Origin of the sequence: Runella salmonicolor (genome assembly GCF_024158025.1) — a bacterium.
In the GTDB taxonomy this organism is placed as follows: Bacteria; Bacteroidota; Bacteroidia; order Cytophagales; family Spirosomataceae; genus Runella; species Runella salmonicolor.
In genome coordinates this window covers 1,223,212-1,247,586 of sequence record NZ_JAMZEL010000001.1, presented here as the reverse complement: position 1 = coordinate 1,247,586, position 24,375 = coordinate 1,223,212, and the positions used below count along the sequence as shown (strand labels likewise).

Below are 24,375 nucleotides of genomic sequence, written 5' to 3'. Positions count from 1 at the left end.
TTTGGTGTTTTTGGGAACGTTCCCATTGTTTGGGAACGTTCCCAATTTTTTTTAAATGCAATTATCTGATAAAGATTGTATAATATCTACTTATTATTGAATAATATTTCTTTTTTGATAGGCTTTAATTACTCTTTTAATCAGAAAGAAATTAAAAAGACTCTTCTATCCTAAAATGAAGGCTTACAATGAATGCAATTATATAGTTCTATAAAATTGTACATAACCATGTTTTTTGTAATTGAATTGTTTTAAAAATTTTCAACCTTCTAAACACAGTACCTTAATCTATGAAATTTCTACATTTTAAACTTTTACTGGGATATTCCTTGCTTTTGTTGCTAGGAACTCAATATGCCTTTACGCAATCGCTGACGGTGAAAGGAAAAGTGAACACGGAAAATGGGGAGGGCTTGCCAGGGGTAAGCGTCATTGTGGTGGGTACGCCAAGCGGCACCACAACCGACAAAGACGGGAATTACAGCATTCCCAATGTAAAATCTGATGCCAAATTGAGTTTTAGTTACATTGGGTATCTTTCAGTGACCGAAACGGTTGGTAATCGTTCAAAAGTTGATGTTGTTTTAAAGCTCGACACCAAGTTGTTGGAAGATGTAGTGGTGGTAGGTTATGGTTCGGTTAAAAAAAGTGATTTGACCGGGGCAGTTTCTTCCATCAAAGCGGCAGAGTTGAAAGTCACTCCCATTGCCAACTTTGTGCAGGGCTTGCAAGCCCGCGCTTCTGGAGTGCAGGTAACCCAAAATTCAGGTGCACCCGGCGGAAGTATCAGCGTGAGAATCAGAGGTAATAACTCAATCAGCGGTAGTAGTGAGCCGCTTTACGTAGTGGATGGCTTCCCGATTTCGGGAGGCGACAACCCCGTAGCTGGTGGCGGAAGTGGTTTCGGAAATGACAACGGAAACCGCCTGTCGGTACTTTCAACGCTGAATCCGAATGATATTGAATCTATCGAAGTACTGAAAGATGCCTCTGCGACCGCAGTTTATGGAACACGCGGTGCCAACGGCGTGGTACTCATCACGACCAAAAGAGGCAAGGCAGGGCAAACCCGGGTAACGTATGAAGGCTATGCAGGCCAACAGCAAATTCGCAAAACCTTGGACTTGATGAATGCCTCGGAATTTGCGGCCTTAGAAAATGAGCTTACGGGACAAAACCTGTTCCCCAATCCCGCACAATTGGGCGAAGGAACGGATTGGCAAAAAGAGATTTTCCAAAAAGGCGGGATGCAGAGCCACCAACTTTCGTTTTCGGGCGGCACCGAAAAATCGCTTTTCAACGTCTCGATGAATTATTTTGACCAAAACGGTATCATCATAAATTCAAATTTCAAACGTGGTTCGATACGGGTCAATTTGGATAACCAAGTAAGCAAAAACTTTAAAATCGGTACGAGCTTAACTTACACGTATTCAGTCAACAACGGGGCTGTTTCTTCCACCCTGTTGGATGGTACAGGGGGTGGGATTGTATTGTCGGCGCTCTATGCCCCGCCAACGGAGTCACCGCGCGATGCCCAAGGAAAACCCACGATGTTTAGTGGAAGATACATTGATTTTAACAATCCGATAGCGGTAGCGAGCGAAGTACTCAACCGCAATACCACACGCCGATTGTTGGGCAACATCTTTGCCGATTGGACCATCACCAAAGACCTCACTTACCGTGCGTCGTTTGGGGGGGATTTGATAGGCGACACCCGCGATTCTTACGTAACTCGTTTTGTACGGGCGGGAGCAACGGTCAATGGTACAGGTGGACGGGGAAACAACAATACCAACACCATTTTGCACGAAAGTTTGCTCAATTACCACAAAACGCTGGGTGTACACGATTTCAATTTGACGGGGGTATTCTCCACGCAAAGCCAAACGCAGGTTACAGACGCGATGTCGGGACAGCAGTTTCCTAACGATTTGGTATTCAATGATAACCTCGGACAGGCATCAATTCTCAGCATCGGCAGTAACAAACAACAGTGGCGTTTGGATTCTTACACGGGTCGGGTGAATTACAATTTGAAAAGCAAATATTTGCTAACGCTCACTGCCCGCGTGGACGGTTCGAGTCGGTTTGGGGCAAACAACAAATATGGATTTTTCCCTTCGGTTGCAGGTGCTTGGCGGATTTCAGAAGAGAAATTTATGCAAAATCAGAAGTTTTTCAGCGACATGAAACTGCGGGTGAGCTACGGAATAACGGGTAATGCCGACATTCCTTTGTACAACTCATTGGCCCGTTTGAGTTCAGTCGGAAATTACAATTTTAACAATACCCGCAACATAGGTATTCTATCGGCCAATATTGCCAACCCCGACCTTCGTTGGGAAAAAAGTGGGCAGGCCGACATCGGTTTAGATTTTGGCATACTCAACAACCGCCTTCAGTTTACGATTGATGCCTATCAGAAAAAAACCACCGATTTGCTCTTATCACGTTCGGTAGCGTTGTCGTCGGGTTATGGTTCGGTCTTTGGCAACTTTGGGGGGGTCGAAAACAAAGGAATTGAGTTTTCAGTCACGGCAAACGTTGCTAATTATTCAAATTTCAAATGGGACATCAACGGCAATATCTCGGCCAACCGTAACAAGCTGACGCTGATTGATGGTACACGTACTGAGATTATTCCAGGAGATGGCGGCGGCTCGGTGGGGCCATTTACCAACAACAGTATTTTAAGAGTAGGCCAACCCCTCGGTTCTTTTTACGGCTACATTTTTGACGGGATTTATCAAACAGGCGACAATATCCCGACGGGTAGAGTGGCAGGGAATATTCGTTACAAGGACTTGAACGGCGACGGAGCCATTTCGGCAGCCGACCAACAAATCATTGGTGACCCTAACCCCGATTATTATTTTGGAATCACCAATAACCTGAAATACAAAGGGTTTGATTTGAGTGTTTTTGTGCAAGGTGTGCAAGGCGGGCAGATTTTCTACGTACAACGCCTCCGAATGGAAGGCGGTGCGGCAGGATTTAATCAATTTGCTACGATGGTAAACCGTTGGACGCCCACCAACCCAAGTAATTATTATCCAAAGGTAGCGCAAGGACAGCGTATCAACCAATCGGACGTGTTGATTGAAGACGGTTCTTTTGTGCGCTTCAAAAATGCGACCTTGGGCTATACCGTTCCTACCAAAGGTAAGTTGTCGTGGCTCAACAACGCACGTTTGTACGTGAGTGCCAACAATTTCTTGACCTTGACCAAGTATTCTGGCTACGATCCAGAAGTAAACACTGCTGGACAAAACAACCTGAATTTAGGGGTTGACAACATTGGCTACCCCATTGCTAAGTCTTTGATAGCTGGTTTACAAATCACTTTTTAATCACCGATTCCTTTAAGAATTATGAAAAATAGCACTTTAAAATTTCTTGCGTTTTTGGTGGCCGCGGTCGCAATCAGCGCCTGCGATTTAACCGAAAAGCCCTACTCGTTTGTATCGCCTGACCAATTTTTTACGTCGGCCTCTGATGCCGAAGCCGCTCTGACGGCAGCTTATACGCCCGTAACCAACCTCTATAGCCGCGTAGGTACGCAATTGCCCGATTACTCCGCCGACCAGTGTTTTCCGCGTGCAGTGGTAGGTCGTGACCAACTAACGGTTTTTTCGTACGATGCTACCATGGACTTAATCGGACAGTATTGGCAGCATTGTTATCAGGGTATTGACCGCGCCAACCAAGTGCTTGAAAATGTTCCTCGTGTGGCGATGGACGAAACCCGCAAAAAGCAAATTTTGGCCGAAGCTTATTTTTTAAGGGGGCTGTATTATTTTCATTTAGCCAAAACCTTTGGCGATGTGCCCATTAAGCAGGAAAGTACCAAAGACATTGCTGGCACCGAGACCGCAAAAAGTCCCGTGGCGGATGTCTATGCTTTTTTGATCAAAGACTTAGAAACTGCCGTCAAAGATTTACCGCCAACGCCCAAAGACAGAGGTCGCGCGGCCTATGGGGCAGCGATTGGATTATTAGCAAAGGCCCAATTGTACGCGGGCGATTACGCCAAAGCGGCCCAAAATGCTCAGGCACTTATTCAGTCAAACAGATACAGCCTAATGCCTAACGTTTTGGATTTATACAATCCATTAAGGGAAGATGCGGCTCGGGTAGAAGTGATTTTTGCGGCAGAGTTTTCGAGCCTTTCGGGGCTGAATGGCTACGATTTGTTAGGGTTTTATGCCCCAGCCAACTCGCCCCCAGTTTTTTCCAAAACTGCTTTTGGCTCGGCTTTTGGGTATCATTCTTTCTATCGTTCCTTTAGTAATTTAGACAAACGCAAAGCATTGCTTGACACGGCCTATGTCAATGCCCAGGGCCGACTCATTGGTCAGGCTGACGTAACTCTAAGAGACCGAATCATTGTGAAGAAATTCATGGACCCCAATTCTAACGGTGCTAACGGTGAAAATAATTTCCCGATTTTACGTTTGGCCGATGTGTATCTGATTGCCGCTGAGGCCGAAGCCCGAGCTAGCAGCCCTACGGCAGCCGCGTATGCCGCCATCAATGCCGTACGCAAACGGGCGGGCTTGCCTGATTTGACGCCGGGCTTGAGTAAAGACGCGTTCATTGAGGCGGTCTTACAAGAACGCTCGTGGGAATTATGTTACGAAGCCGACCGCTGGTACGACCTGACACGTACGGGTAAGTTTAAAATGGTGGCCAATGTATTGAATTCTTACTATCCATCGCGCCCCGTGCAGGACAAACATCGCTATTTTCCGATTCCTAATATCGAAATTTTAACCAATTCTAAACTGGAACAAAATCCTGCTTGGAAGTAAAATACAACGTCGGAAAACGTCGGCGAGGTTCAAAACCTCGCCGACGTTGGCAAACCGCTTAAAAGTAATCGTGCATAAAACTAAACACATAAAATATCGCCTTCTGCTTCCTGCGGTTTTTTGGAAAGCCTGCCAGAGTGCTGGTATTCTGTGTGTTTTTTTATCGGTAACGCTTATCGTTTTTGCCCAAACTCCACCGAAGACAAAAGAGTATACGGTGACCATCAACGACACCACCGAATACACCCTGCAATTGGCTTTGGATGAGGCTGGGCAGCCGCTGTACTATTTCAGCAACCTATTTACGCCAGTGTGCCTGACGGGCGAATGCAAGCCAGTGTATATTAACTTTTACTGGGATTTATTGGGGAATTATACCCGTTTCGACTTTCCGAAAGGCGCGGTTTTGACCCGCATGGACCACAAACCGTTTAAGCCCGAAGACTACGAAAAGTTGCAGATGATTCTGGCCAATACGCACTCGCTCTTGAAAGAAGTTTCGATGGAAGACTTGGTCGGAAAAGGCACCGAAAATCTGGCCGATTCTGTGGATGCCAAAGCAGGAGCTACGCTTAAAACCGTAAAAAATGAAGTAATCGACGGAGCAGTATATACTTGCTACACGCTCTGGCACATCGCCCACGGAAAGGTGGTAACGGAGATGCAGCGGATGACTGAATCTTTTAGAACTGACGCCCTGCTGCACCGATTTCTGACGGATAATAATCACCATTACCAATATTGGGCCATGGAACGGGTAATGAATGCAGAGGGTATTGTTGCTCCTGATTTTCAGTCGGATATACAGCAAATCATTCGAGGAAAAAACATCTTTACCGCCCGTTTTGCTTTACAAAAAGTCAATGCGGCATTTTTTGCTGAAAAAAAACGTCAGCAATGGTTATGGGAAACCTATCAATCAGCGGGGTATCCGTTGCAGCTCGTTATTCTGAAAAAGATGGCGACGCTGCCTCTCAACAATACATTGACTGAACAGGCGGCCCAGCAAGTTGGCAAGTCGAATCAGGAACAAGGGAGTCTTTTGCTGAAAGCACTGGCAACCCAACCGAAACTTTCGGAACAAACGCTGCTGACCCTGGCTGATGAGCTAACCAATGAAAACTGTGCCGCTGAAGTTTGTCGGGTGTTGGAAGCACGCCAGCCCAAAAACCGAACCGTACAAAAGAAAATAGTAACGTTTAAACAAACACTCCACCCAAACGACAAATAACATGAAACCGCTGCTCCGAACGCTCCTTTTACTGTTTATATCGCTAAAACTATCAGCACAAGACCACGTTTTTCTGGAAACGGAGTCATTTACCGATAAAGGCGGCTGGGTCATCGACCAGCAATCGTTTGTGGTCATGGGCTCGTCGTACCTTATGGCGCATGGCATGGGCCGTCCGGTGAAAGATGCGACTACGACCGTTCCCTTTCCTAAAAAAGGTAAATACCGGGTTTGGGTACGAACCAAAGATTGGGCACCGTTTCCGAAAGGCCCTGGCAAATTTCAGGTCGTACTGAACGGAAAACCACTCAATCAAGTCTTTGGTGAAAGCGGCTCTGATGTGTGGAAATGGTATCCTGGCGGTGAAATAGAGGTGCAAAATGAGCAAATGAGCGTAGCATTACACGATTTAACGGGCTTTAACGGTCGTTGTGACGCGATTCTGTTTACGAATTCACCAACTTTTATTCCGCCCGACAAACTTGACGCCATGACGGCTTTTCGCAAGCAGCAACTGAAGCTGACCGATGCGCCCACCGAAGCCAGTAATTTTGATTTAGTGGTTGTCGGCGGCGGTATTGCCGGAACCTGCGCGGCCATTTCAGCTTCTCGCATGGGCTTAAAAGTAGCTTTGATTCAGGACCGTCCAGTATTGGGAGGAAACAATAGTTCAGAAATTCGGGTGCATTTGATGGGCGATGTCGACAAAAATCATTACCCAAAACTCGGCCGAATTGTACGTGAAATGGACAACGGCGACCCCGGCAACGGAAACCCCGATGCCAAAGAATACGGTGACGCCCGCAAAACGGCCATTGTGAAAGGGGAACGAAATATCTCGTTGTTTTTGAATACCCACGTGTATAAAGTGGAAAAAAGCGGTGATAAAATTGTGGCAGTGGTGGGCCGTGATATTGCCACCAATAAAGAAACGCGCTTTACGGGTACGTTTTTCTCTGATTGCACCGGCGACGGTACCATCGGCGAGTTGGCAGGGGCGGAGTTTAGAATGGGCCGTGAAAGCAAAGCCGAAACGGGCGAATCATTGGCCGCCGACAAAGCCGATAATTTTACGCTGGGCACGTCCAACCTTTGGGCTTCGCTTGAGCGCGACACCGTGTCGTCGTTTCCCGAAACTCCTTGGGCAATTCAGTTTTCCGACGAATACCACATTGATGACTCCAAAGCCGATTGGCAATGGGAAACGGGTTTCGGTAATTTTAACACCATTACTGATGCCGAAAAAATACGCGACCACAACTTAAGAGCCATCTTCGGAAACTGGTCGTACCTGAAAAAGAACAAACCTGCCAAATACGCCAAACGCGAACTGGCATGGGTGGCCTACATCGGCGGCAAACGCGAGTCGCGCCGGTTGATGGGCGACCACGTACTGAACCAAATGGACATTCAGGAAGGCAAGCAATACCCCGACGGCACCGTGACCGCCACTTGGACCATTGACCTGCATTTTCCGGACGAGCGTAATAAAAAATATTTTGAAGGGCAGGAGTTTTTTGCGGGTACAAAGCATATTAAAGTAGCTCCTTACACCATTCCGTACCGTTGTCTGTATTCCAAAAACATCAGCAACCTCTTCATGGCTGGGCGCAATATCAGCACTACGCACGTTGCCTTTGGCAGTACACGGGTGATGCGAACCTGTGGCATGATGGGTGAAGTGGTAGGCTTTGCCGCTTACCTAACCAAAAAATACAACACCTCGCCCCGGGGAGTGTATCAGGAATACTTGCCCGAATTGATGGCGATTATTAAGGACGAAACGCCGCCAGGCAAACCCTAAAACCAAGACAACACTACGCTATTCAACGTTAACTTACCGCACATGAAACCGATGTTCCTCCTTTTATTTGCCTTCATTCCTGCTTTCGGGCAGGGGCAGGTGGGCACGTCTTGGAGGGAGCCGATGATGAGCCTGACAGGGGAAGCGCAGGCGACAACGTATCACATTAAATACTGCGACGGGCAAAAGCGTTCGTTTCAAAAAGAAATTGATTCGCTGTTGGCAGAGATTGATAAATCACTGTCGATTTACCGACCCGACTCCGAGATTTCAGCGTTCAATCGGTCGATGAGTCATCGCTTCAAGTCATCGCATTTTTATGCCGTACTTAAAAAATCGGCGGAAGTGTTTCGTGCTACCAAAGGAGCGTTTGACCCTACCGTGTTGCCGTTGGTAGAAGCTTACGGATTTGGGCCGACAAAACAACCGAAAGGAGCGCTGGTGAATGTTGACTCTCTTTTGCAATATGTTGGTTTTCAGTATGTAATGTTTGATTCGGTTTCGGTGGTAAAACAAAAGGCAAACATTCGTTTAGACCTTAATTCCATCGCGCAGGGCTATAGTGTAGATAAAGTGGCGTCATTGTTGGAAGCGCAAAATATCCATCATTATATGGTGGAAATTGGCGGAGAAGTTCGGACGAAAGGACAAAAAAACGAAAGGCAGCCGTGGACCATTGGTATCGAGAATCCGCTTTCTCCAAACCAATTGCAAACAACAATCAAGCTGCACAATCGAGCCATGACCACGGCGGGAAATTACCGCAATCGGTACGAGGCCAACGGGCAGCTATTCAGTCACATCATTAATCCCAAAACGGGCGAGATGGAGCAAAGTGCTATCCTCAGCGTCACCGTTTTTGCCAATGATGCCATCACCGCCGATGGCTACGATACCGCTTTTTTTGTGATGGGACTGGAAGCTGTAAAAGAGTTTTTGGTTAACCGAAAAGATATAGACGTTTATATTCTTTATACGGATGATGCCGGGCAGTTGAAAACTTTCTCAACCGACGGTTTAAAGAATTTGTAATCAATCAGCCGGGCAGTCCGGTTGTCCTAAACGATAATCCAATGCGTGTATTTTTTGTTTTACTCACTTGCTGTATAACCACCTTCGCTCAACCCGAAAAACTGCCAGTGTTGGTCAATCAGGCGGGCTATAATCTGGGCGAATCCAAACGCTTTGTGTGCCTGGGTGCGAAAGACGGGGCAAAATTTAAAATCATCAATATTGCCACCAATCAGGCAGTATTTGAAGGGGAAATCCTTAATCAAGAAGGTTGGTTTACGCGTTTCAATCCCGTGTCCAAAGATGAATTTCGAATTGAAGTAGACGGCGTCGGTACTTCCGTACCCTTTTGGATTGCCGACCATTTACTGGAAAAGATAGCGTCGAAATTGGGCTATCAATTTTTTATTGATGTACGAGGCTCCGAAGACCCCATCAATGCCAATTTGCCCAAAGTCTACGGCGGCGGCCCTTCGCGGGATGGCGGTGCGTATGGGCTGGAAACTATTTTTGAATGTTTGCAATACGCGTCCAATCCTGCCCTTTATGACCGCTGGAAAACTGAATTTGGTGACAAAAACGTACCCGATTTGATAGAGCTTATCCTCTGGCACGCCGAATTTGCCTACGCCCACGTGGCCTACCAAGGTCCTGTCGGCACTCGCCACGGCTCATTGGGCTATGAAGGACAACCACGGATGCAGTACGATTATTGGAATCTATTAGACCAACTTTCGGTGGTGTGTGCGGCTTACCATGATTTTTTGAAGCCGTATTTGCCCCGTGAAAAATACCTGAAATACCGCCAAGTGTGCAATGAAAAATGGATGGACTACGACCGCCATAAAGTAGTGCGCTACTGGACGTACAGCAACAAATGGGTGGATGCTGGTTTTCAGGAATTTAACGAAATGGGCAATGCCTACGGTCAGTCGGTGTTCAGCAATTTGTTCATGTATTTATGTGAAAAAAACGAACCCGACGGTAAGCCTGGGCAATACCTGAAATGGGCGCAGGAAAGCGCAGAGGACATTATCCAACACTGGGATTTTAATAACCCCCGCCACATGTGGTGGATTCGGAATGCTGAGCACATAACGCCGCAGGCATTGGCGTATTTTATGATGGTCGCGCCCGAGCACGCACCCAAAGGAACGAAAGAAAAACTGCGTGCCTGGGCTACGCACATGCACCAGAAGACCAATAATTTTTGGAAATACCGTGTCCACAGCGAAACCGAATGGGCACATCCCAAAACCAAAGAATTGGGCGGAGCACCTGCGTTGGGCGGGTCGATGTTTGCCGTGGCCTATCTATTAAATGATACCCGACTGCGCGATTTGGGCTGGGCGCAGGTAGATTTTGTGTTTGGCGTCAATCCCGTAGGAGCACATTTGAGCAACAAAAGCAAAGAACGGCTCGACATCGGCGGCTATTGGGAAGGCGTAGAACATGGGTGGCCCGCTGCGCATCCCAACGGCTACGGAATGTTGGGCAAAGTGCGCGGCACGCTCGACGGTTCACCGTTGGATAAAGATTTTCAGAAAACAAAAACGGCAACGACTGGAGGCAACGAAAGCCTGGATCTGATCGGAAAAGATGCCTATGCTACCGAAGGCTGGTGTGTGTCAAACAGAGGCTGGCAGGCCACGCTGACGTTCTCCACGCTTGGCAGTCAGCAGGTGAAAATTTTGAATCGTGACGGAAAAGAAATCAAGCAGGCCAAAGCGGGAGAAACGGTTGTCATTGAATTAAAAGCTGCCCTGAACATGGACTGGAATCTGGTTGAAAAAGGGCAGGTTTTGTTAACCGTCAATGGAAAATCTGCCAATACGATTGAAGTAAACGAAACGGGAGAAAATACAGGGATTTTTCGGGCATCGTATACCATTCCTACGGCTTGCCGCTCGCTGCAAGTGTCGTACGGAACGATGGGTTTTGCCAAAAAAGCAGATTTGGGTATAAAATGACTTAACTCGGTGCCAAACTCCGTGTCAAAAATAATTTGAGAAACAATGTTAAAAATAAAACACTTTTTACTCCTACTGGCCCTTTTGATGGGTTGGGGAAACAGTTGGGGACAAAAGTCTTTGGTGCTGGAAAGCCCGTCCGTTAAAATGCGGTGGGAAAACAGCGCGCAGGGTTGGCAACTCAAAACGCTATCGGTCAAAAAGGGCCAAACGTGGATGAACTTAAAAACACCATCGGGCGAAAATACATTGCTCTATGCCGCCGAAAAACCCTCCGAAAAACCCGAGCAAATCGTCAAAAGTATTACGGGCGAAGAGTTTCCTGGCCCCAAATACCACTACCAAACCAAATGGTGGGCTGAAAGCATCAGCCCCGTTTCGTTGAATACCGCAGGAAAAGCATTTCATTTTTTTGCAAAAAACGGCCAACGAACCGCCGATAATACGTTGACTTTTAATCACGAGACAGAAAACGCCAAAGTGACGACTGAGTGGAGTTTTGACCCAAAATTCACGACCGATATTATCGTTAAACAAACCCTGACACCTAAAACAGCTGGCTACTTTTCGTTGGCTACCCCCACGATTGCGCCTGTCAGTGAAGCGGATATGGCTTGGGCGTCGGTGCCGGGCTATTTTCAGGGAAATTATATTCAACCCAATTTTGCCTTGGCGTATGCCTACGGTCATGGAGTGCCCGCCCTGCCTGCCGTCTATCGGGAGCGCTCGGCGAGCACGTTAAGCCCGTTGGTTACGACCAAAAACGGCATTACGATTTCGGTCATTCCTGACCCCGCGCTCTGCCGCGACCCGTGGGAAAAAGACCAAAACACGCACCAAAATTGGAACGTTGGGCTGTCGCACAAAAACCGTAAATCGCAACTTTCGGCTACACTGTATTATCCCGTATTGGGTGAACCCAAATCTTCGCTGAAAGCGGGTGAGGTGGTAACGTATTCCTTTCGTTACAGCCTAATCGACGGCGATTGGTTCAAGGCCATCAACCATGCCGCGTACAATATTTATCAACTCAAAGAGGCCCTCGCACTGCGCCAAAGCAAACAATCGCTGACTGACCGCATCCAAAAAATGCACCATTATCTGACCGACCCCAAAACGTCGCTTTGGAATATTGAGGAATATAAAGGGCTGAAAATCGGGGCGCAGTCGTATCTGGGCGGCGTGGTGGGTTCCAACAAAGATGCCATGAAAAATTCCGATTATGGCGCAATGTGGATGTTGGCAAAGGCTACCAACGACAGTTTGCTGATCAAAAATGTATTGCCTTATGCGCTGAATTTCAAGTTTACGCAGCAAATTTCCGACGAGGGTTTTTTCAAAGGCGCACTGGCCGGTCAGTATTATTTGGCCAAATCAAAACGCTTTACCGAAGAGTGGGGCGAGGTCGTTGAACCCATTGCCGTGACGTATTACACGATGTTGGACATTGGCAATATTTTACTCTTTGAACCCAACAACCAACCTCTAAAAGAGCGGTTGCGGGCGGGAGCGGAATGGTTGCTGAAAAACCAGAAAGCCAACGGAAGTTGGGCCGTCGCCTACGACCGCAAAACTGAGCAGGAAGCCTTCAAAGATATTCAGGACGTGCGTCCAACGTTTTACGGTTTGCTGGTCGCTTATCGTATTCTCAAAGACCCGAAATACTTGATTGCTGCTCGAAAAGGTGCCGATTGGTTTGTGAAAAATGCCGTGGAAACGGGTGGTTTTCTGGGTGTTTGCGGGGATGCCCGCTACGCGCCCGATTTTGCCACGGCACAGTCGGCGCAGGCGCTGCTGGATTTGTATGACATAACGCAGGATTCAAAGTACAAAAATGCCGCCATTACGGCCGCCAAGGTCTATACCGCTTCCATTTATACGCATCCCATTCCAAATCGTAGCCTCAAAACGGTCAACGGTACGCAACGCGAAGATTGGGAAATTTCGCAGGCGGGTTTAAGTTTTGAACACGGCGGCATTTTTGGCTCATCTAATACGCACGGCCCCATTCAATTGGCGAGTCATGCGGGGCTATTCATTCGGATGTATCAACTGACGAAAGAACCGATTTTTGCCGACATGGCGCGTTCGGTGGCGTGGGGGCGTGATGCCTTTGTGGATGCCAAAACGAGCGTGGCCTCGTATTATTGGAACGCCATGAATCGCGGGGCCGGGCCGTATCCGCACCACGCGTGGTGGCAAGTTGGTTGGCTTACCGACTACCTCATGGCCGAAGCCGAATTGCGTTCCAGCGGGCAGGTAAAATTCCCGCGCGGATTTGTAACACCCAAAGTGGGACCGCACCAAAGCTACGGTTTTGCCGCCGGGATGATTAACGGGGAAAAAGCCAATCTTATCGTGAATGAAAATTTGATAAAAATAGACAACCCGACCATTGATTATATTTTGGCGGAATCAGAAAAGAAGGATAAACTTTTTGTGGTATTGCTGAATAATCGCGCGCAGGCTACTGATTTTCAGGTGACTGTAAAAGAGAAGTCGATGAAAAAACAACTTCTGGCCGTTGGTTTTGAGGTAATGGTGATTGAAAAATGAGCAGAAAAATGTTATTTTTTTCTAACCGGCAAAGGTGTTTTTTTTAACAACTCATTGGCTTGTTCCAATTTAGGAGCAGTCGCAATTTTAAGAGTTTGGTGAATTTTTTCCCATTCTTTATCGTCAAGAGTTGGCTTAGTTGTTTTCATAAAGCTTAAATTTTAAATGAAATATAAAAATTATTTTCGGCTTATCCAAAACGCATTATAGTTCTTATTTGGCACAAAGGGTATCCATGAATCATTCCAAAGACCTAAAATGTCAAACGTTTTTGAAATTTCTTTTAGCTCATGGTTGATTGCCATTCGATAAAGGCGATTTCGAGCCGTAGAATTTCCAAAGAAAATAACATTGGATTGAGGATGTTCTTTTGTGAATTCAAAAATAGCGAAATAGATAGTTGCTAAAATTTTTTGAGTATCACCATTGTCAGAAATGGCAGAAAAATCCATTTTTCCTGATAAAGGATTTAGATCGCACAAGGATAAGTTGTAGGTAGTATCTGTTTCTGTTGGCTCGAATAAAATTGCTTTTTGAATAATACCTTTTACTCCAATGCTTTCAAATAGGTAAATAGAATGAGTTTTATCGGTTTGTAAAGTGTAATGAGGTAAATTCATAAGGTAAGTAGGCAAATTAAAAACGTAAAGTAACTATTTTATTAGTGTACCTCTTACTTTTCGCTCATTGCGACGGTTCCGAAAGAGCAAATTTTACAAATATATTTTTTTACAAAACTAAGCAAAACCGTTTTGAACTCAACCATTGATACTGCCGTCATCTTCATATTCTCGGCCTTTGTGCTGGCTATCGGGATGCTGTTTGCCCGAACGGGCCGTAACCTTAAATCCTTCTTTGCGGGAGGCGAGGCCGTACCCTGGTTCATTGGCGGCTTGTCGCTTTTTATGTCTTTTTTCTCGGCTGGAACCTTTGTGGCGTGGGGCTCCATTGCGTACAAACACGGTTGGGTGGCCGTCACGATTCAGTGGACCATGTGCGTAGGGGCTATCGTGACGGGTCTGTTTTTGGCCCCGCGTTGGCGCGCAACGGGCAATCTGACGGCGGCAGAATTCATTCGTGAACGCCTCGGCGAGCGCGTTCAGAAAACCTATATCGGCATTTTTACGTTGGTGTCGGTTTTTATCAAAGGCTCGGTTTTGTATCCTGTCGCCAAACTGGTGAGCATTTCACTGGGTTTTCCGTTGGTCGAATCAACCATTGTATTGGGTCTGTTTATGATTGCCTATACTGCCGTGGGCGGACTGTGGGCCGTGATGGTCACCGATATTCTGCAATTCGTCATTCTGACGGCGGCGGTGTTTATTCTGTTGCCGCTCTCGTTGGCCAAAGTGGGTGGTTTTGAGAAGTTTACCCAAACCGTTCCTGATGATTTTTTTAACTTACTGCACGGAGAATACACCTTGGGGTTTGTGATGGCTTTTGTGTTGTACCACATTGCCTACATTGGCGGTAACTGGACCTTTGTACAACGCTATACCAGTGTCGATAGCCCCAAATCAGCTCGAAAAGTGGCCTTTCTTTTTGCTGCTTTGTACCTCGTTAGTCCTATGATTTGGATGCTGCCGCCCATGATTTATCGCGCGCTCAATCCCAGCTTGGTCGGTTTGGATACAGAAAATGCGTATTTGCTGATTTGCAAAGCCGTATTGCCGCCGGGCTTGTTGGGGCTGATGCTCACGGGCATGTATTTCTCTACCTCGGCCAGCGCCAATACCACGCTCAATGTCGTTTCGGCGGTTTTTACCAATGACATTTACAAAGGATTCATTAATCCAAAAGCCTCTGATAGACAGTTGATTAAAATAGCTCGCCTTTCGTCGTGGGGCTTTGGTTTGGGCATGATTGTCATTGCCTTACTCGTACCTGCGGCGGGTGGAATTGTGGAAGTGGTGTTGAGTATTTCGGCCATTTCGGGCGGGCCGTTGCTGGCACCGCCGCTTTGGGCGCTGTTTTCCAAGCGTATTAACGGAAAGACCACTTTTTGGATTACGGTCATTGGGCTAACTGTCAATCTGTTCTTTAAAGTATTGTCGCCGTGGCTGTTTGACTTTAAATTAAGCCGGGCGTTAGAAACCATCATTGGTATTGGTTTGCCTCTGGTGTTGTTGCTTGCTTACGAATTGTACGCCCGTTCCAAAGGCCTAATTTCTGAAGAATACGAACAATACTTGGCCACCAAAGCCACGCGCAAAGCGGCTAAATTGGCCGAAACTGAAGAGGAAGCCACCGAAATCAAACGTCAAAACCGTTTCGGAATGCGGGTCATTGCGGGAGCGCTGGTTTTTGTGGCGGCTATGTTGTTGGGATTGAGCGCGTTTGCCACGTCGGGAGGTATGGTTACGGCAGCAATTGCGGTCGTGATTCTTTTGGGGGCAATTATTCCGTGGCGAGCAGCACAAAAAATAGAATTATCGAAGCAAAATGCTATATCGATGGATACAAAATAGAATTGCTCCGCCCTTTAGGGCGGTGAAAGAAAGAAGAAAATAGACTATAAAGAGTTGGCTTTAGCCCTGACAATAAATTGACAAAACCTGTATGAAATTAAGTGCTTTATTCTTTCTTATCTCTATTACTGCTTTTGGGCAATACACTCTTCGTCAACCAGAGGCCATCCCGTTGCACGGACAGTGGTCATTTGCCATGGATACCCGTAATGTGGGTGCCACAAAAGGTTGGTTTAAAGATAGTTATAATGTAAATGGATGGGATAAAGTAACCGTTCCGCATTGTTTTTCGGTAGATCCGCGCTTTCAGTTTTATACGGGAACGGTGTGGTATCGGAAGTCATTTTCGTGGCAACCCCAGGTGGGGAAGCGGGTCATTTTGCATTTTGATGCCGCGTATTACAAGTCGGATGTTTGGCTCAACAACCAAAAAGTAGGCACGCACGAAGGCGGGTATACTCCTTTCCATTTTGATATTACGGAGTTCCTGAAATCGGGCGATAACGTTTTGGCCATTTCTATCAATAACGATACGTGGCAAACGGGCTCCATTCCGGGTGCGAAAGACAATGGCAATGCCAACGACCCATTTCCTGGTTGGATTAATTACGGAGGGCTAATTCGTCCTGTTTATTTGACGGTTGAATCGGAAGTCTATTTGGAAAACCTGAAAGTGGAAGCTACGCCCGATTTGGCCAAAGGTACGGCCAGTGTGCGCCTCAAGGCTCGCGTACGGAATGTCTCTAAACAGGTCGTTACACCTAAATTGACGACGGTCGTTTCCTTAGACAACCAACCCTTAAAATTGGTTTGGAAAACATCTTCGACCTCCATTGGCGCGGGACAAACGTCGATTTTGGAGGCGGAAACTTCGCTGAAGGCAACCGAAGTAAAATTATGGAATCTCGACGAGCCTACCTTGTACCAACTTCAGGCCGCTATTAGCGGCGATACGCTGTCGACCAATTTTGGCATTCGAAAAGTGGAAGTGCAGAATGCGCAAATATTGCTCAACGGTCAGCCAATACGGCTGGCGGGCGGAAACCGGGTCGTTGATTATCCTGGCTTAGGTTCATTGGAACCAGATTGGTTGGTCGAGAAAGACTTTCGACTAATGAAGGAAGCTGGAATGGAATTTCACCGCCTTACCCACTATACTCCGAGCGAGACTTTTTACGATTTGGCCGACCGCTACGGAATGCTCATCATTACCGAGCCGGGTAATTGGCAACTTACGCCAACCCAAATGGACAACGACACCATTCGACGCAAATTTCAGCAGCAGTTTCGGGAAATGATGGAGCGCGATTGGAATCACCCGAGCGTCATTGCGTACAGCGTGGGCAATGAGTATTTGTCGGAAACCCCGTCGGGTCAACGTTGGACCAAAGACATGACGGTGTATGGCCGCAGTCTTGACCCAACGCGTCTGTACACCTTTGCCTCCATGCGTCTCAATATTTTGCCCGCCAAGCCCGAAGACGAAGCAACCCAATACTGCGATTTTGTCTCGACCAATACCTACGGAAACCACGCCAAAGCGTTTGATCATATTCATGCCCTCTACCCCGATAAACCCATTCTGATCAGCGAGTGGGGAATACGCGCCGATAATGTGGCAGGAGAAGTAGGTCAAGTGTCTCATTTAGAGAGTGTAATGGTGGAAATTAGAAAGCGCCCTTACATCGTTGGGGCTTCGTGGTGGTCGTACAATGATTATCAAAGTCGGCACGCAGGAACGGCTCCCAATGGCTATCGGCCGTGGGGTTTGGTAGGGCCAGAGCGCGTTCAACGGTTGTTGTATGCTGCGCATCGACGCGAAATGTCGCCCGTTACCCTCGAAAAAGTAAGTTATCAGGCGGGAGGACAGGGGCAACATCAATTAATGATTCGGGTAAAAGCCCGGAATGATTTTCCTGCGTATGCCATCAAAAAATACGTGCTTAAAACCGACGGAAAAACGGTCGTGATTCCTGATTTACAGCCCGGTCAAAGCACAGAGATAAAGGTTCTAGTGCGTGGTTTTGAGAAAAATGTAAAATTGGAAATATTGAAACCCACGGGTTTTTCGGTCATTACCGAAACATTTGAATTGAAATAAGCAGACTTGGTAAGTCTAAACACAAAGCGATACGATTATTACGAATTTTTGAAAGAAATAGGGATGATTAAAGCAGAAGCAACAGGCAAAAGATTGCCTAAAAGTGTCACATTAACCGCTGATTTGATCGTGGTAGGAGGAGGCTTAGCGGGATTGTGCGGAGCCATTACGGCGGCCCGGGCAGGGATAAAAGTAGTGCTCGTTACCGACCGCCCCGTATTGGGGGGCAACTCATCGAGCGAAGTGCGGTTGTGGGTTTTGGGTGCTACTTCACACATGGGCAACAACAACCGCTGGGCGAGGGAAGGCGGCGTGATTGACGAGCTGTTGGTTGAAAATATGTACCGCAATCCCGACAGCAATCCGCTGATTTTCGATACTATTTTGCTCGAAAAAGTCGTTTCTGAGCCAAATATCACGCTTCTGCTCAATACCTCGGTCTACGATTTAGAAAAATCTTCGCCTGATACAATTTCGAAGGTATATGGTTTTTGTTCCCAAAATTCAACGCAATATGAACTCGTTGCTCCGCTTTTTTGCGATGCGTCGGGGGATGGTATTTTAGGGTTTTTGTCGGGGGCCGCTTTCCGCGTGGGCGCCGAATCAAAGGAGGAGTTTGGGGAGAAATTTGCGCCATCCAAAGAGTACGGTGAATTGCTCGGCCACAGCCTTTATTTTTATTCCAAAGATGCAGGAAAACCCATCACCTTTATCCCGCCTAGTTTTTCCCATGATGTCACCCAAAAAGTACCTAAATTCCGCTCGTTCAACACGCAGGAATTTGGTTGTAAGCTCTGGTGGATTGAGTACGGAGGGCGATTGGATACCGTTCATGATACCGAAACCATCAAGTGGGAATTGTGGAAAGTGGTCTACGGGGTGTGGGATTATATCAAAAATTCGGGCAATTTTCCTGAAGCGGCAAACCTCACTTTGGAATGGGTCGGGCATATTCCGGGCAAACGCGAGAGCCGTCGTTTTGAAGGAGACTATATGCTGATTCAGCAGGATATTGTGGAGCAACGCGCTCATTATGATGATGTTGCTTTTGGAGGTTGGTCGATTGACTTGCATCCGTCAGATGGCGTTTTTTCGGAAATCGGTCAATCCAGTTGCAATCAATGGCACAGCAAAGGAATCTACGGAATTCCGTATCGTTGTTTTTATTCTAAAAATATCAATAACCTCTTCATAGCGGGGCGTATCATTTCGGCGAGCCACGTGGCGTTTGGGTCATCGCGGGTGATGGCCACGAGTGCCCACGGTGGGCAGGCCGTGGGAATGGCCGCGAAAGTATGCATTGAAAAAGGACTGCTGCCGCGTCAGCTTTCGGAGACGCAACACATTGGGTATCTACAACAGGAATTGCTCAAAACAGGGCAACACATTCCAAATCTGCGTTTGCAGGATGCCCAAGATTTGGTTCAAAAAGCCACGATTTCGGCGAGCAGTGAGTTGGCTTTGGAAGAATTAATGCCTGCGGGTGAGCCGCAACGTATGGACTTTTCGGCAGCGCAGATGTTGCCGATAGCCAACGTCGGCGAGGTTTTGAACCTCGCCGACGTTAAAACTGGCGCTGCCGCTAAATTTAAAACTATCTTTCACCCCTACGCCGATGAACCAACCGAACTGGAAGTAGAACTTCGGATTTCGAGCAAGGCCACCAACCACACGCCTGATATTATCCTTGAAAAACGCCTGATTTCGCTGCAAAAGGGTCGTAATTGCGTGCATTTGGATTTTGATATAGCTGATGCACTGACGGGAAATCAAGGCTTAGAGAATTTGGGCTATGCTTTTTTGACCATTCAAAAAAATGAAAAAGTAAGAATGCACTATTCAGACCAACGCATTACGGGGTTGTTATCAGTGTTTAATTTAGTTAATAAAGCGGTTTCTAACTATGGCAAACAAGAACCCGTTGAAGATATTGGCGTAGATACGTTTGAGTTTTGGTGTCCGCAAAGACGTCCATTGGGCAAGAATTTAGCGGTGAAGTTTGAACCCGCTTTGCAGGCTTTTGGAGTGGAAAATATCCGAAATGGTTTCCAACGGCCTACCAATGAGCCCAATGCATGGGTGGCCGATTATAAAGATGAGAAACCCAAATTGCGTTTAGATTGGCCCGAAAAACAACAAATAAAGAAAATTGTGCTGCATTTTGATACGGATTTTGACCACCCGATGGAAACCGTACTGATGTCGCACCCCGAAAATGAAATGCCATTTTGTGTAAAAAATGTGCGGATTTTGAACGATAAAAATGAGGTGATTGCCGAAATTAAAAATAATCACCAAAGCCAACGGACGATTGTATTGGAAAACGCCATCCTAACCCAATCGCTTACCATCGAAGTAGAGCATCCTTCGGCCAATGTTCCAGCGGCGTTGATGGAGGTGCGTTGTTATTAGGCATGTATTTTTAAATTTTTTGCATAATTTCATAAACAACTTTAAATTTTTAGAGGTTTAATGGCAAGTGCTTGACTTAATGGGATATAACATTTATATTGGTCTCCCATTCAGCCAAAATAACCTCCTTTGTGAAGAAAACTCTATTTATTTTCGCCCTTATTCTCGGCTCGTTTTCGTTGACTTTTGCCCAAAAGGTTCAAATCGAAACCTCAATGGGTAAGATTATTGTTGAACTCTACGCCGATAAAGCCCCGATTACGGTGGCCAATTTTCTTCGCTATGTAGATGAAAAACGCTACGATGGTGGTAAGTTTTACCGCGTCGTACGTATGGACAATCAGTCTACCAGCCCTGTCAAAATTGAAGTAATCCAAGGAGGACTTCAAAGTGATTCTACCAAAATGCTGCCGCCCATTCCGCAGGAAACAACCAACAAAACGGGCATCCTGCACGTGGATGGAGCCATTTCGATGGCGCGTGGGAAGCCCGAAAGCGGAGCTTCTGAGTTTTTTATTTGCATTAATGCCCAGCCTGAACTTGACTTTGGAGGTAAGCGAAATCCTGATGGTCAGGGATTTGCTGCTTTTGGTAAGGTAGTGAAAGGGATGAAGGTAGTGCGTAAAATTCAAAAAGGAGAAACGGGCCAACCTGGGCCGACCAATGCTTTCTCCAATCCCATGCAATTGCTAAAAAATCCCGTCGTAATTACCGCTGTGCGACGTGTAAAATAGACCAAGAGTATTATCCAATCAGCCGAGGATACCCTTTTTTTGTCGATTACCCATTTTCTGTACACCGTAAAAACCAAATCTCCTCATGAAAAGAAGGCTACTTCTGTTAATGTTGTTAGGCATGTCTATGCTCGGACGAGCGCAGACCAAAATGATTTCGGGGAAAGTTACCTCGCCCGAAAATGAAGGCGTTCCTGGCGTCAATGTTTTAATCAAGGGAACCAATGTAGGGACGGCTACCAAGGCCGACGGTAGCTACCAAATCAGCGTTCCCGACAAAGCGGGTACGTTGGTGTTTTCGTTTATCGGCTACAAAACGGCGGATGTCACCATTGGAAACCAGTCTACAATCAATATTCAATTGGAGGCTGATTTGGTCAATTTGAACGAAGTAGTCGTAACGGCCAATGCCATTGTGCGTGAGAAAAAAGAACTCGGCTATGCTGTTTCGACCATCGGGGGCGCTGAGCTCGTCAAAGCGCGTGACCCAAACGTGCTCAATTCAATGGCAGGCCGGATTGCGGGGGTGCGCATTTCGCAGCAGTCGGGTACGGTGGGTGGTTCTAGCCGCGTCATGATTCGCGGTGCCAACTCCATTTCAAGCTCCAGCGAGCCGCTATTTGTGGTGGACGGAATCCCGATTTCAAACTCTTCTTTTAACAACTCCGAAACCGACGTGGTGACGGGTGGGGTAGACGTAGGTAACCGCGCAGGAGATTTGAACCCCGATGACATTGAAACCATGAACGTGCTGAAAGGGGCGGCGGCGTCGGCTTTGTATGGCTCGCGGGCCCGCAACGGTGTGATTGTGATTACGACCAAACGCGGTAAGCAAGGAGCGAAAAAAATGAACGTGACGGTCAACTCGTCTTATCGTACCGATAATGTTTTACGCGTTCCTGAACTCCAAACAGAGTACGCACAAGGAAATTTGGGGGTGTACAATCCTCAGTCAGGGAATGGCTGGGGGCCAAAGATTTCCAGCGTAACAGGACCTGTCAAAGATTACAAAGGCGAAACCGTGCAGGGATTGCAGGCATATCCACAAAACTGGAAAAATTTCTTTGTGACGGGTCACACCATGATTAACAGTGTTTCGCTGGACGGTGCTACCGACCAAGGGGATTACCGTATCGGTTACACCAACTTACGTCAAACGGGTACGGTGCCAGGCTCTGAACTCAACCGCAATACATTTGCCATCAATGCAGGCAAAAAAATTACGGATAAACTGACTTCGCGCGCGTGGGTGAACTACGTACGTACCACCAGCGACGGACGCCCGCAGCAAGGCTCAAATACGACCAACATCATCGCTACGATTTTGGCTGGTTTACCCGTGACGGTAGATATTAACGAATTGAGAAACAATCTTTTCGCGCCATCGACGCAGGCGGTTCCCGCAGGTTGGACGGGAGATTTGGCGCGTTCTATTGACCTTAATGGTGTTCAGAACAACCCTTATTTTGTGACGGCATTCAACCGTTTTTCTAATACTGTTGACCGTGTTTATGGAGGAACCAGCCTCAGCTATGATGTAACGCCTTGGTTTAACGTGACGGGGCGCGTGGGCACGGACTTCTTTACCGAAAACCGCCGCGCTGTAACGCGCAAAGGAACACGCGGACGCCTAAACGGACAGTTTGAAACCAACGATATTTTTGAACGCGAACTCCAAACAGATATTTTGGGGACGATTTCGCGCAAAATCAATACCAACTGGACTTTCAAAGGCATCGTTGGACACCAGTTTAACCAACGTACTATTCGCCGTTCGCGTTTGTTGTCGGAAGGTTTAAACATTGACCAACTTTATACTTTTGCCAACGCCCAATCCAACGTGCCCTCCAACTTCTTCAGTCGTCGCGATATTTTTGGGGTATATGGTGACTTTAGCTTTGATTACAAAAACTATTTGTTTCTGAACGTAACGGGTAGAAATGACTGGTCATCAACGCTTCCTGTTAACAACAACTCGTATTTTTATCCATCGGCCAGCGTCTCTTTTGTGTTGACTGAAGCATTTCCGAATTTAGGAATTGTTAAAAATGATATTTTGAGTTATGCCAAACTGCGCGCCAACTACGCCAACGTAGGTTCGGACGAAGACCCCTACCAATTATCGTTTACGTACAACCCACTTACGCAGGCCAGCGATATTTATACATTCAATATTCTGTATCCTATCGGCGGGGCGTCGGCTTTTGGAGCGACCAATATTTTGCCACCCACCAACCTCCGTCCACAGCAGCAAACTTCGTATGAATTCGGAGCGGAGTTGAAGTTTTTTGGTGGACGTTTGGGCTTGGATATGACCTACTACAAAACTCTCAACTACGACCAAATCATCTCCATTGCCATTCCCCAAACGACGGGTTACTCGGCCAGACGTTTGAACGTAGGTGAAATTTCCAACAGAGGTCTAGAAGCGATGCTGACCGTTACGCCGTTCAAAACTCGTTCGGGTTTTCGTTGGGATGCGGCCTTCAACTTCAACCGAAACATCAACCGCGTGGAATCTTTGGCGCCTGGTCTGACTGAATTTATCACCACTTCTGGCGACGGATTTGGGATTTTTGTGGTGGCGCGTCCTGGCGAAACGTTTAGTATTCAGGGCGTAGGCTGGTTGCGTGACCCGCAGGGAAATATCATCATCAACCCCACAACGGGCTTACGGACACCCGGCCCACGTAAGGTATTTGGCTCGATTTATCCCGATTGGACGTTGGGTATCAACAACTCGTTCTCTTACAAAGGCATTGATTTTAACTTTCTAGTAGATGTGCGTAAGGGCGGTGTAATCAACTCACAAACGGTAAGTATTGTGCGCGGTAGTGGCTTAGCCGCCGAAACGGCCATCGACAACCGGACTCCTTTCATTGATCCGGGCGTGATTCGTAACGCCGATGGTACCTTCCGTCCGAACGATAAACCAGTGGCGAGTATTCAACAATACTGGAGCCAATTGGATAATTCGGTTAGTCCAGAAAACAACATTTTCGACGGTTCTTACACTAAGTTGCGCGAGGTACGCATTGCCTATAATTTGCCTAAATCGTGGATTAGCAAAACACCTTTTGGCAGTATTGCGTTAGGTTTAGAGGGACGTAACCTGTGGATTATCAGTTCGAAAGTGCCGCACATTGACCCCGAAGCCAACGTATTGGGGACGGGCCTCATCGGAGAAGGGCTAGAGCGCGGAAGTATCCCGAGCAGTCGCACCGTGGGCGGTAACTTACGATTTACTTTTTAATAAAAATATTCACTTATA

The 24,375-nt window shown here is 47.0% G+C and carries 14 protein-coding genes; 12 read left to right on the top strand and 2 right to left on the bottom strand.

Annotated features, from left to right (window positions below; all coding sequences use genetic code 11):
• The first annotated feature begins 290 nt into the window (after positions 1 to 290).
• The 7 genes from NCI00_RS05070 (at position 291) to NCI00_RS05040 (ending at position 13,389) form a co-directional block, all read left to right on the top strand.
• Complete coding sequence (locus NCI00_RS05070) at positions 291 to 3,356, top strand: SusC/RagA family TonB-linked outer membrane protein (protein ID WP_253525652.1); 3,066 nt, start codon at positions 291 to 293, stop codon at positions 3,354 to 3,356.
• A 21-nt stretch (positions 3,357 to 3,377) separates the two neighbouring features.
• Positions 3,378 to 4,817, top strand: a complete 1,440-nt coding sequence (locus NCI00_RS05065) for a RagB/SusD family nutrient uptake outer membrane protein (RefSeq protein WP_253525650.1) — start codon at positions 3,378 to 3,380, stop codon at positions 4,815 to 4,817.
• Positions 4,818 to 4,887: 70 nt separating this feature from the next.
• On the top strand, positions 4,888 to 6,048 hold the full coding sequence (locus NCI00_RS05060; RefSeq protein ID WP_253525648.1) for a hypothetical protein: 1,161 nt from the start codon (positions 4,888 to 4,890) through the stop codon (positions 6,046 to 6,048).
• Between the two features lies 1 nt (position 6,049).
• On the top strand, positions 6,050 to 7,852 hold the full coding sequence (locus tag NCI00_RS05055; protein ID WP_253525646.1) for an FAD-dependent oxidoreductase: 1,803 nt from the start codon (positions 6,050 to 6,052) through the stop codon (positions 7,850 to 7,852).
• A 51-nt stretch (positions 7,853 to 7,903) separates the two neighbouring features.
• Positions 7,904 to 8,884, top strand: a complete 981-nt coding sequence (locus NCI00_RS05050; protein ID WP_253525644.1) for an FAD:protein FMN transferase — start codon at positions 7,904 to 7,906, stop codon at positions 8,882 to 8,884.
• 41 nt (positions 8,885 to 8,925) lie between these two features.
• Positions 8,926 to 10,833 (top strand): early set domain-containing protein, encoded by a 1,908-nt coding sequence (locus NCI00_RS05045; protein ID WP_253525642.1) that lies wholly within the window; start codon positions 8,926 to 8,928, stop codon positions 10,831 to 10,833.
• A 45-nt stretch (positions 10,834 to 10,878) separates the two neighbouring features.
• Complete coding sequence (locus NCI00_RS05040; protein WP_374758832.1) at positions 10,879 to 13,389, top strand: glycoside hydrolase family protein; 2,511 nt, start codon at positions 10,879 to 10,881, stop codon at positions 13,387 to 13,389.
• An 11-nt stretch (positions 13,390 to 13,400) separates the two neighbouring features.
• Here NCI00_RS05040 and NCI00_RS05035 read toward each other — a convergent pair whose 3' ends face one another.
• Together NCI00_RS05035 and NCI00_RS05030 are read right to left on the bottom strand one after the other, a co-directional pair.
• Positions 13,401 to 13,538, bottom strand: coding sequence for a hypothetical protein (locus NCI00_RS05035; protein WP_253525640.1), 138 nt, complete (start codon positions 13,536 to 13,538; stop codon positions 13,401 to 13,403).
• Between the two features lie 30 nt (positions 13,539 to 13,568).
• Positions 13,569 to 14,009 carry a DUF6934 family protein gene (locus NCI00_RS05030; RefSeq protein ID WP_253525638.1) on the bottom strand — a complete coding sequence of 147 codons (441 nt, stop codon included), beginning with the start codon at positions 14,007 to 14,009 and terminating at the stop codon, positions 13,569 to 13,571.
• 132 nt (positions 14,010 to 14,141) lie between these two features.
• Between NCI00_RS05030 and NCI00_RS05025 the strand changes: the two genes are divergently transcribed.
• From NCI00_RS05025 to NCI00_RS05005, 5 genes are all read left to right on the top strand, one after another.
• Positions 14,142 to 15,857 carry a sodium:solute symporter family protein gene (locus tag NCI00_RS05025; RefSeq protein WP_253525635.1) on the top strand — a complete coding sequence of 572 codons (1,716 nt, stop codon included), beginning with the start codon at positions 14,142 to 14,144 and terminating at the stop codon, positions 15,855 to 15,857.
• A 91-nt stretch (positions 15,858 to 15,948) separates the two neighbouring features.
• Complete coding sequence (locus NCI00_RS05020) at positions 15,949 to 17,958, top strand: glycoside hydrolase family 2 protein (protein ID WP_253525632.1); 2,010 nt, start codon at positions 15,949 to 15,951, stop codon at positions 17,956 to 17,958.
• Between the two features lie 63 nt (positions 17,959 to 18,021).
• Entirely contained in the window at positions 18,022 to 20,370 is a 2,349-nt protein-coding gene (locus NCI00_RS05015; RefSeq protein WP_253525629.1) for an FAD-dependent oxidoreductase, read from the top strand.
• Between the two features lie 131 nt (positions 20,371 to 20,501).
• Complete coding sequence (locus NCI00_RS05010; protein ID WP_253525627.1) at positions 20,502 to 21,104, top strand: peptidylprolyl isomerase; 603 nt, start codon at positions 20,502 to 20,504, stop codon at positions 21,102 to 21,104.
• 85 nt (positions 21,105 to 21,189) lie between these two features.
• Positions 21,190 to 24,357 carry a SusC/RagA family TonB-linked outer membrane protein gene (locus NCI00_RS05005; protein ID WP_253525625.1) on the top strand — a complete coding sequence of 1,056 codons (3,168 nt, stop codon included), beginning with the start codon at positions 21,190 to 21,192 and terminating at the stop codon, positions 24,355 to 24,357.
• Positions 24,358 to 24,375 lie beyond the last annotated feature (18 nt).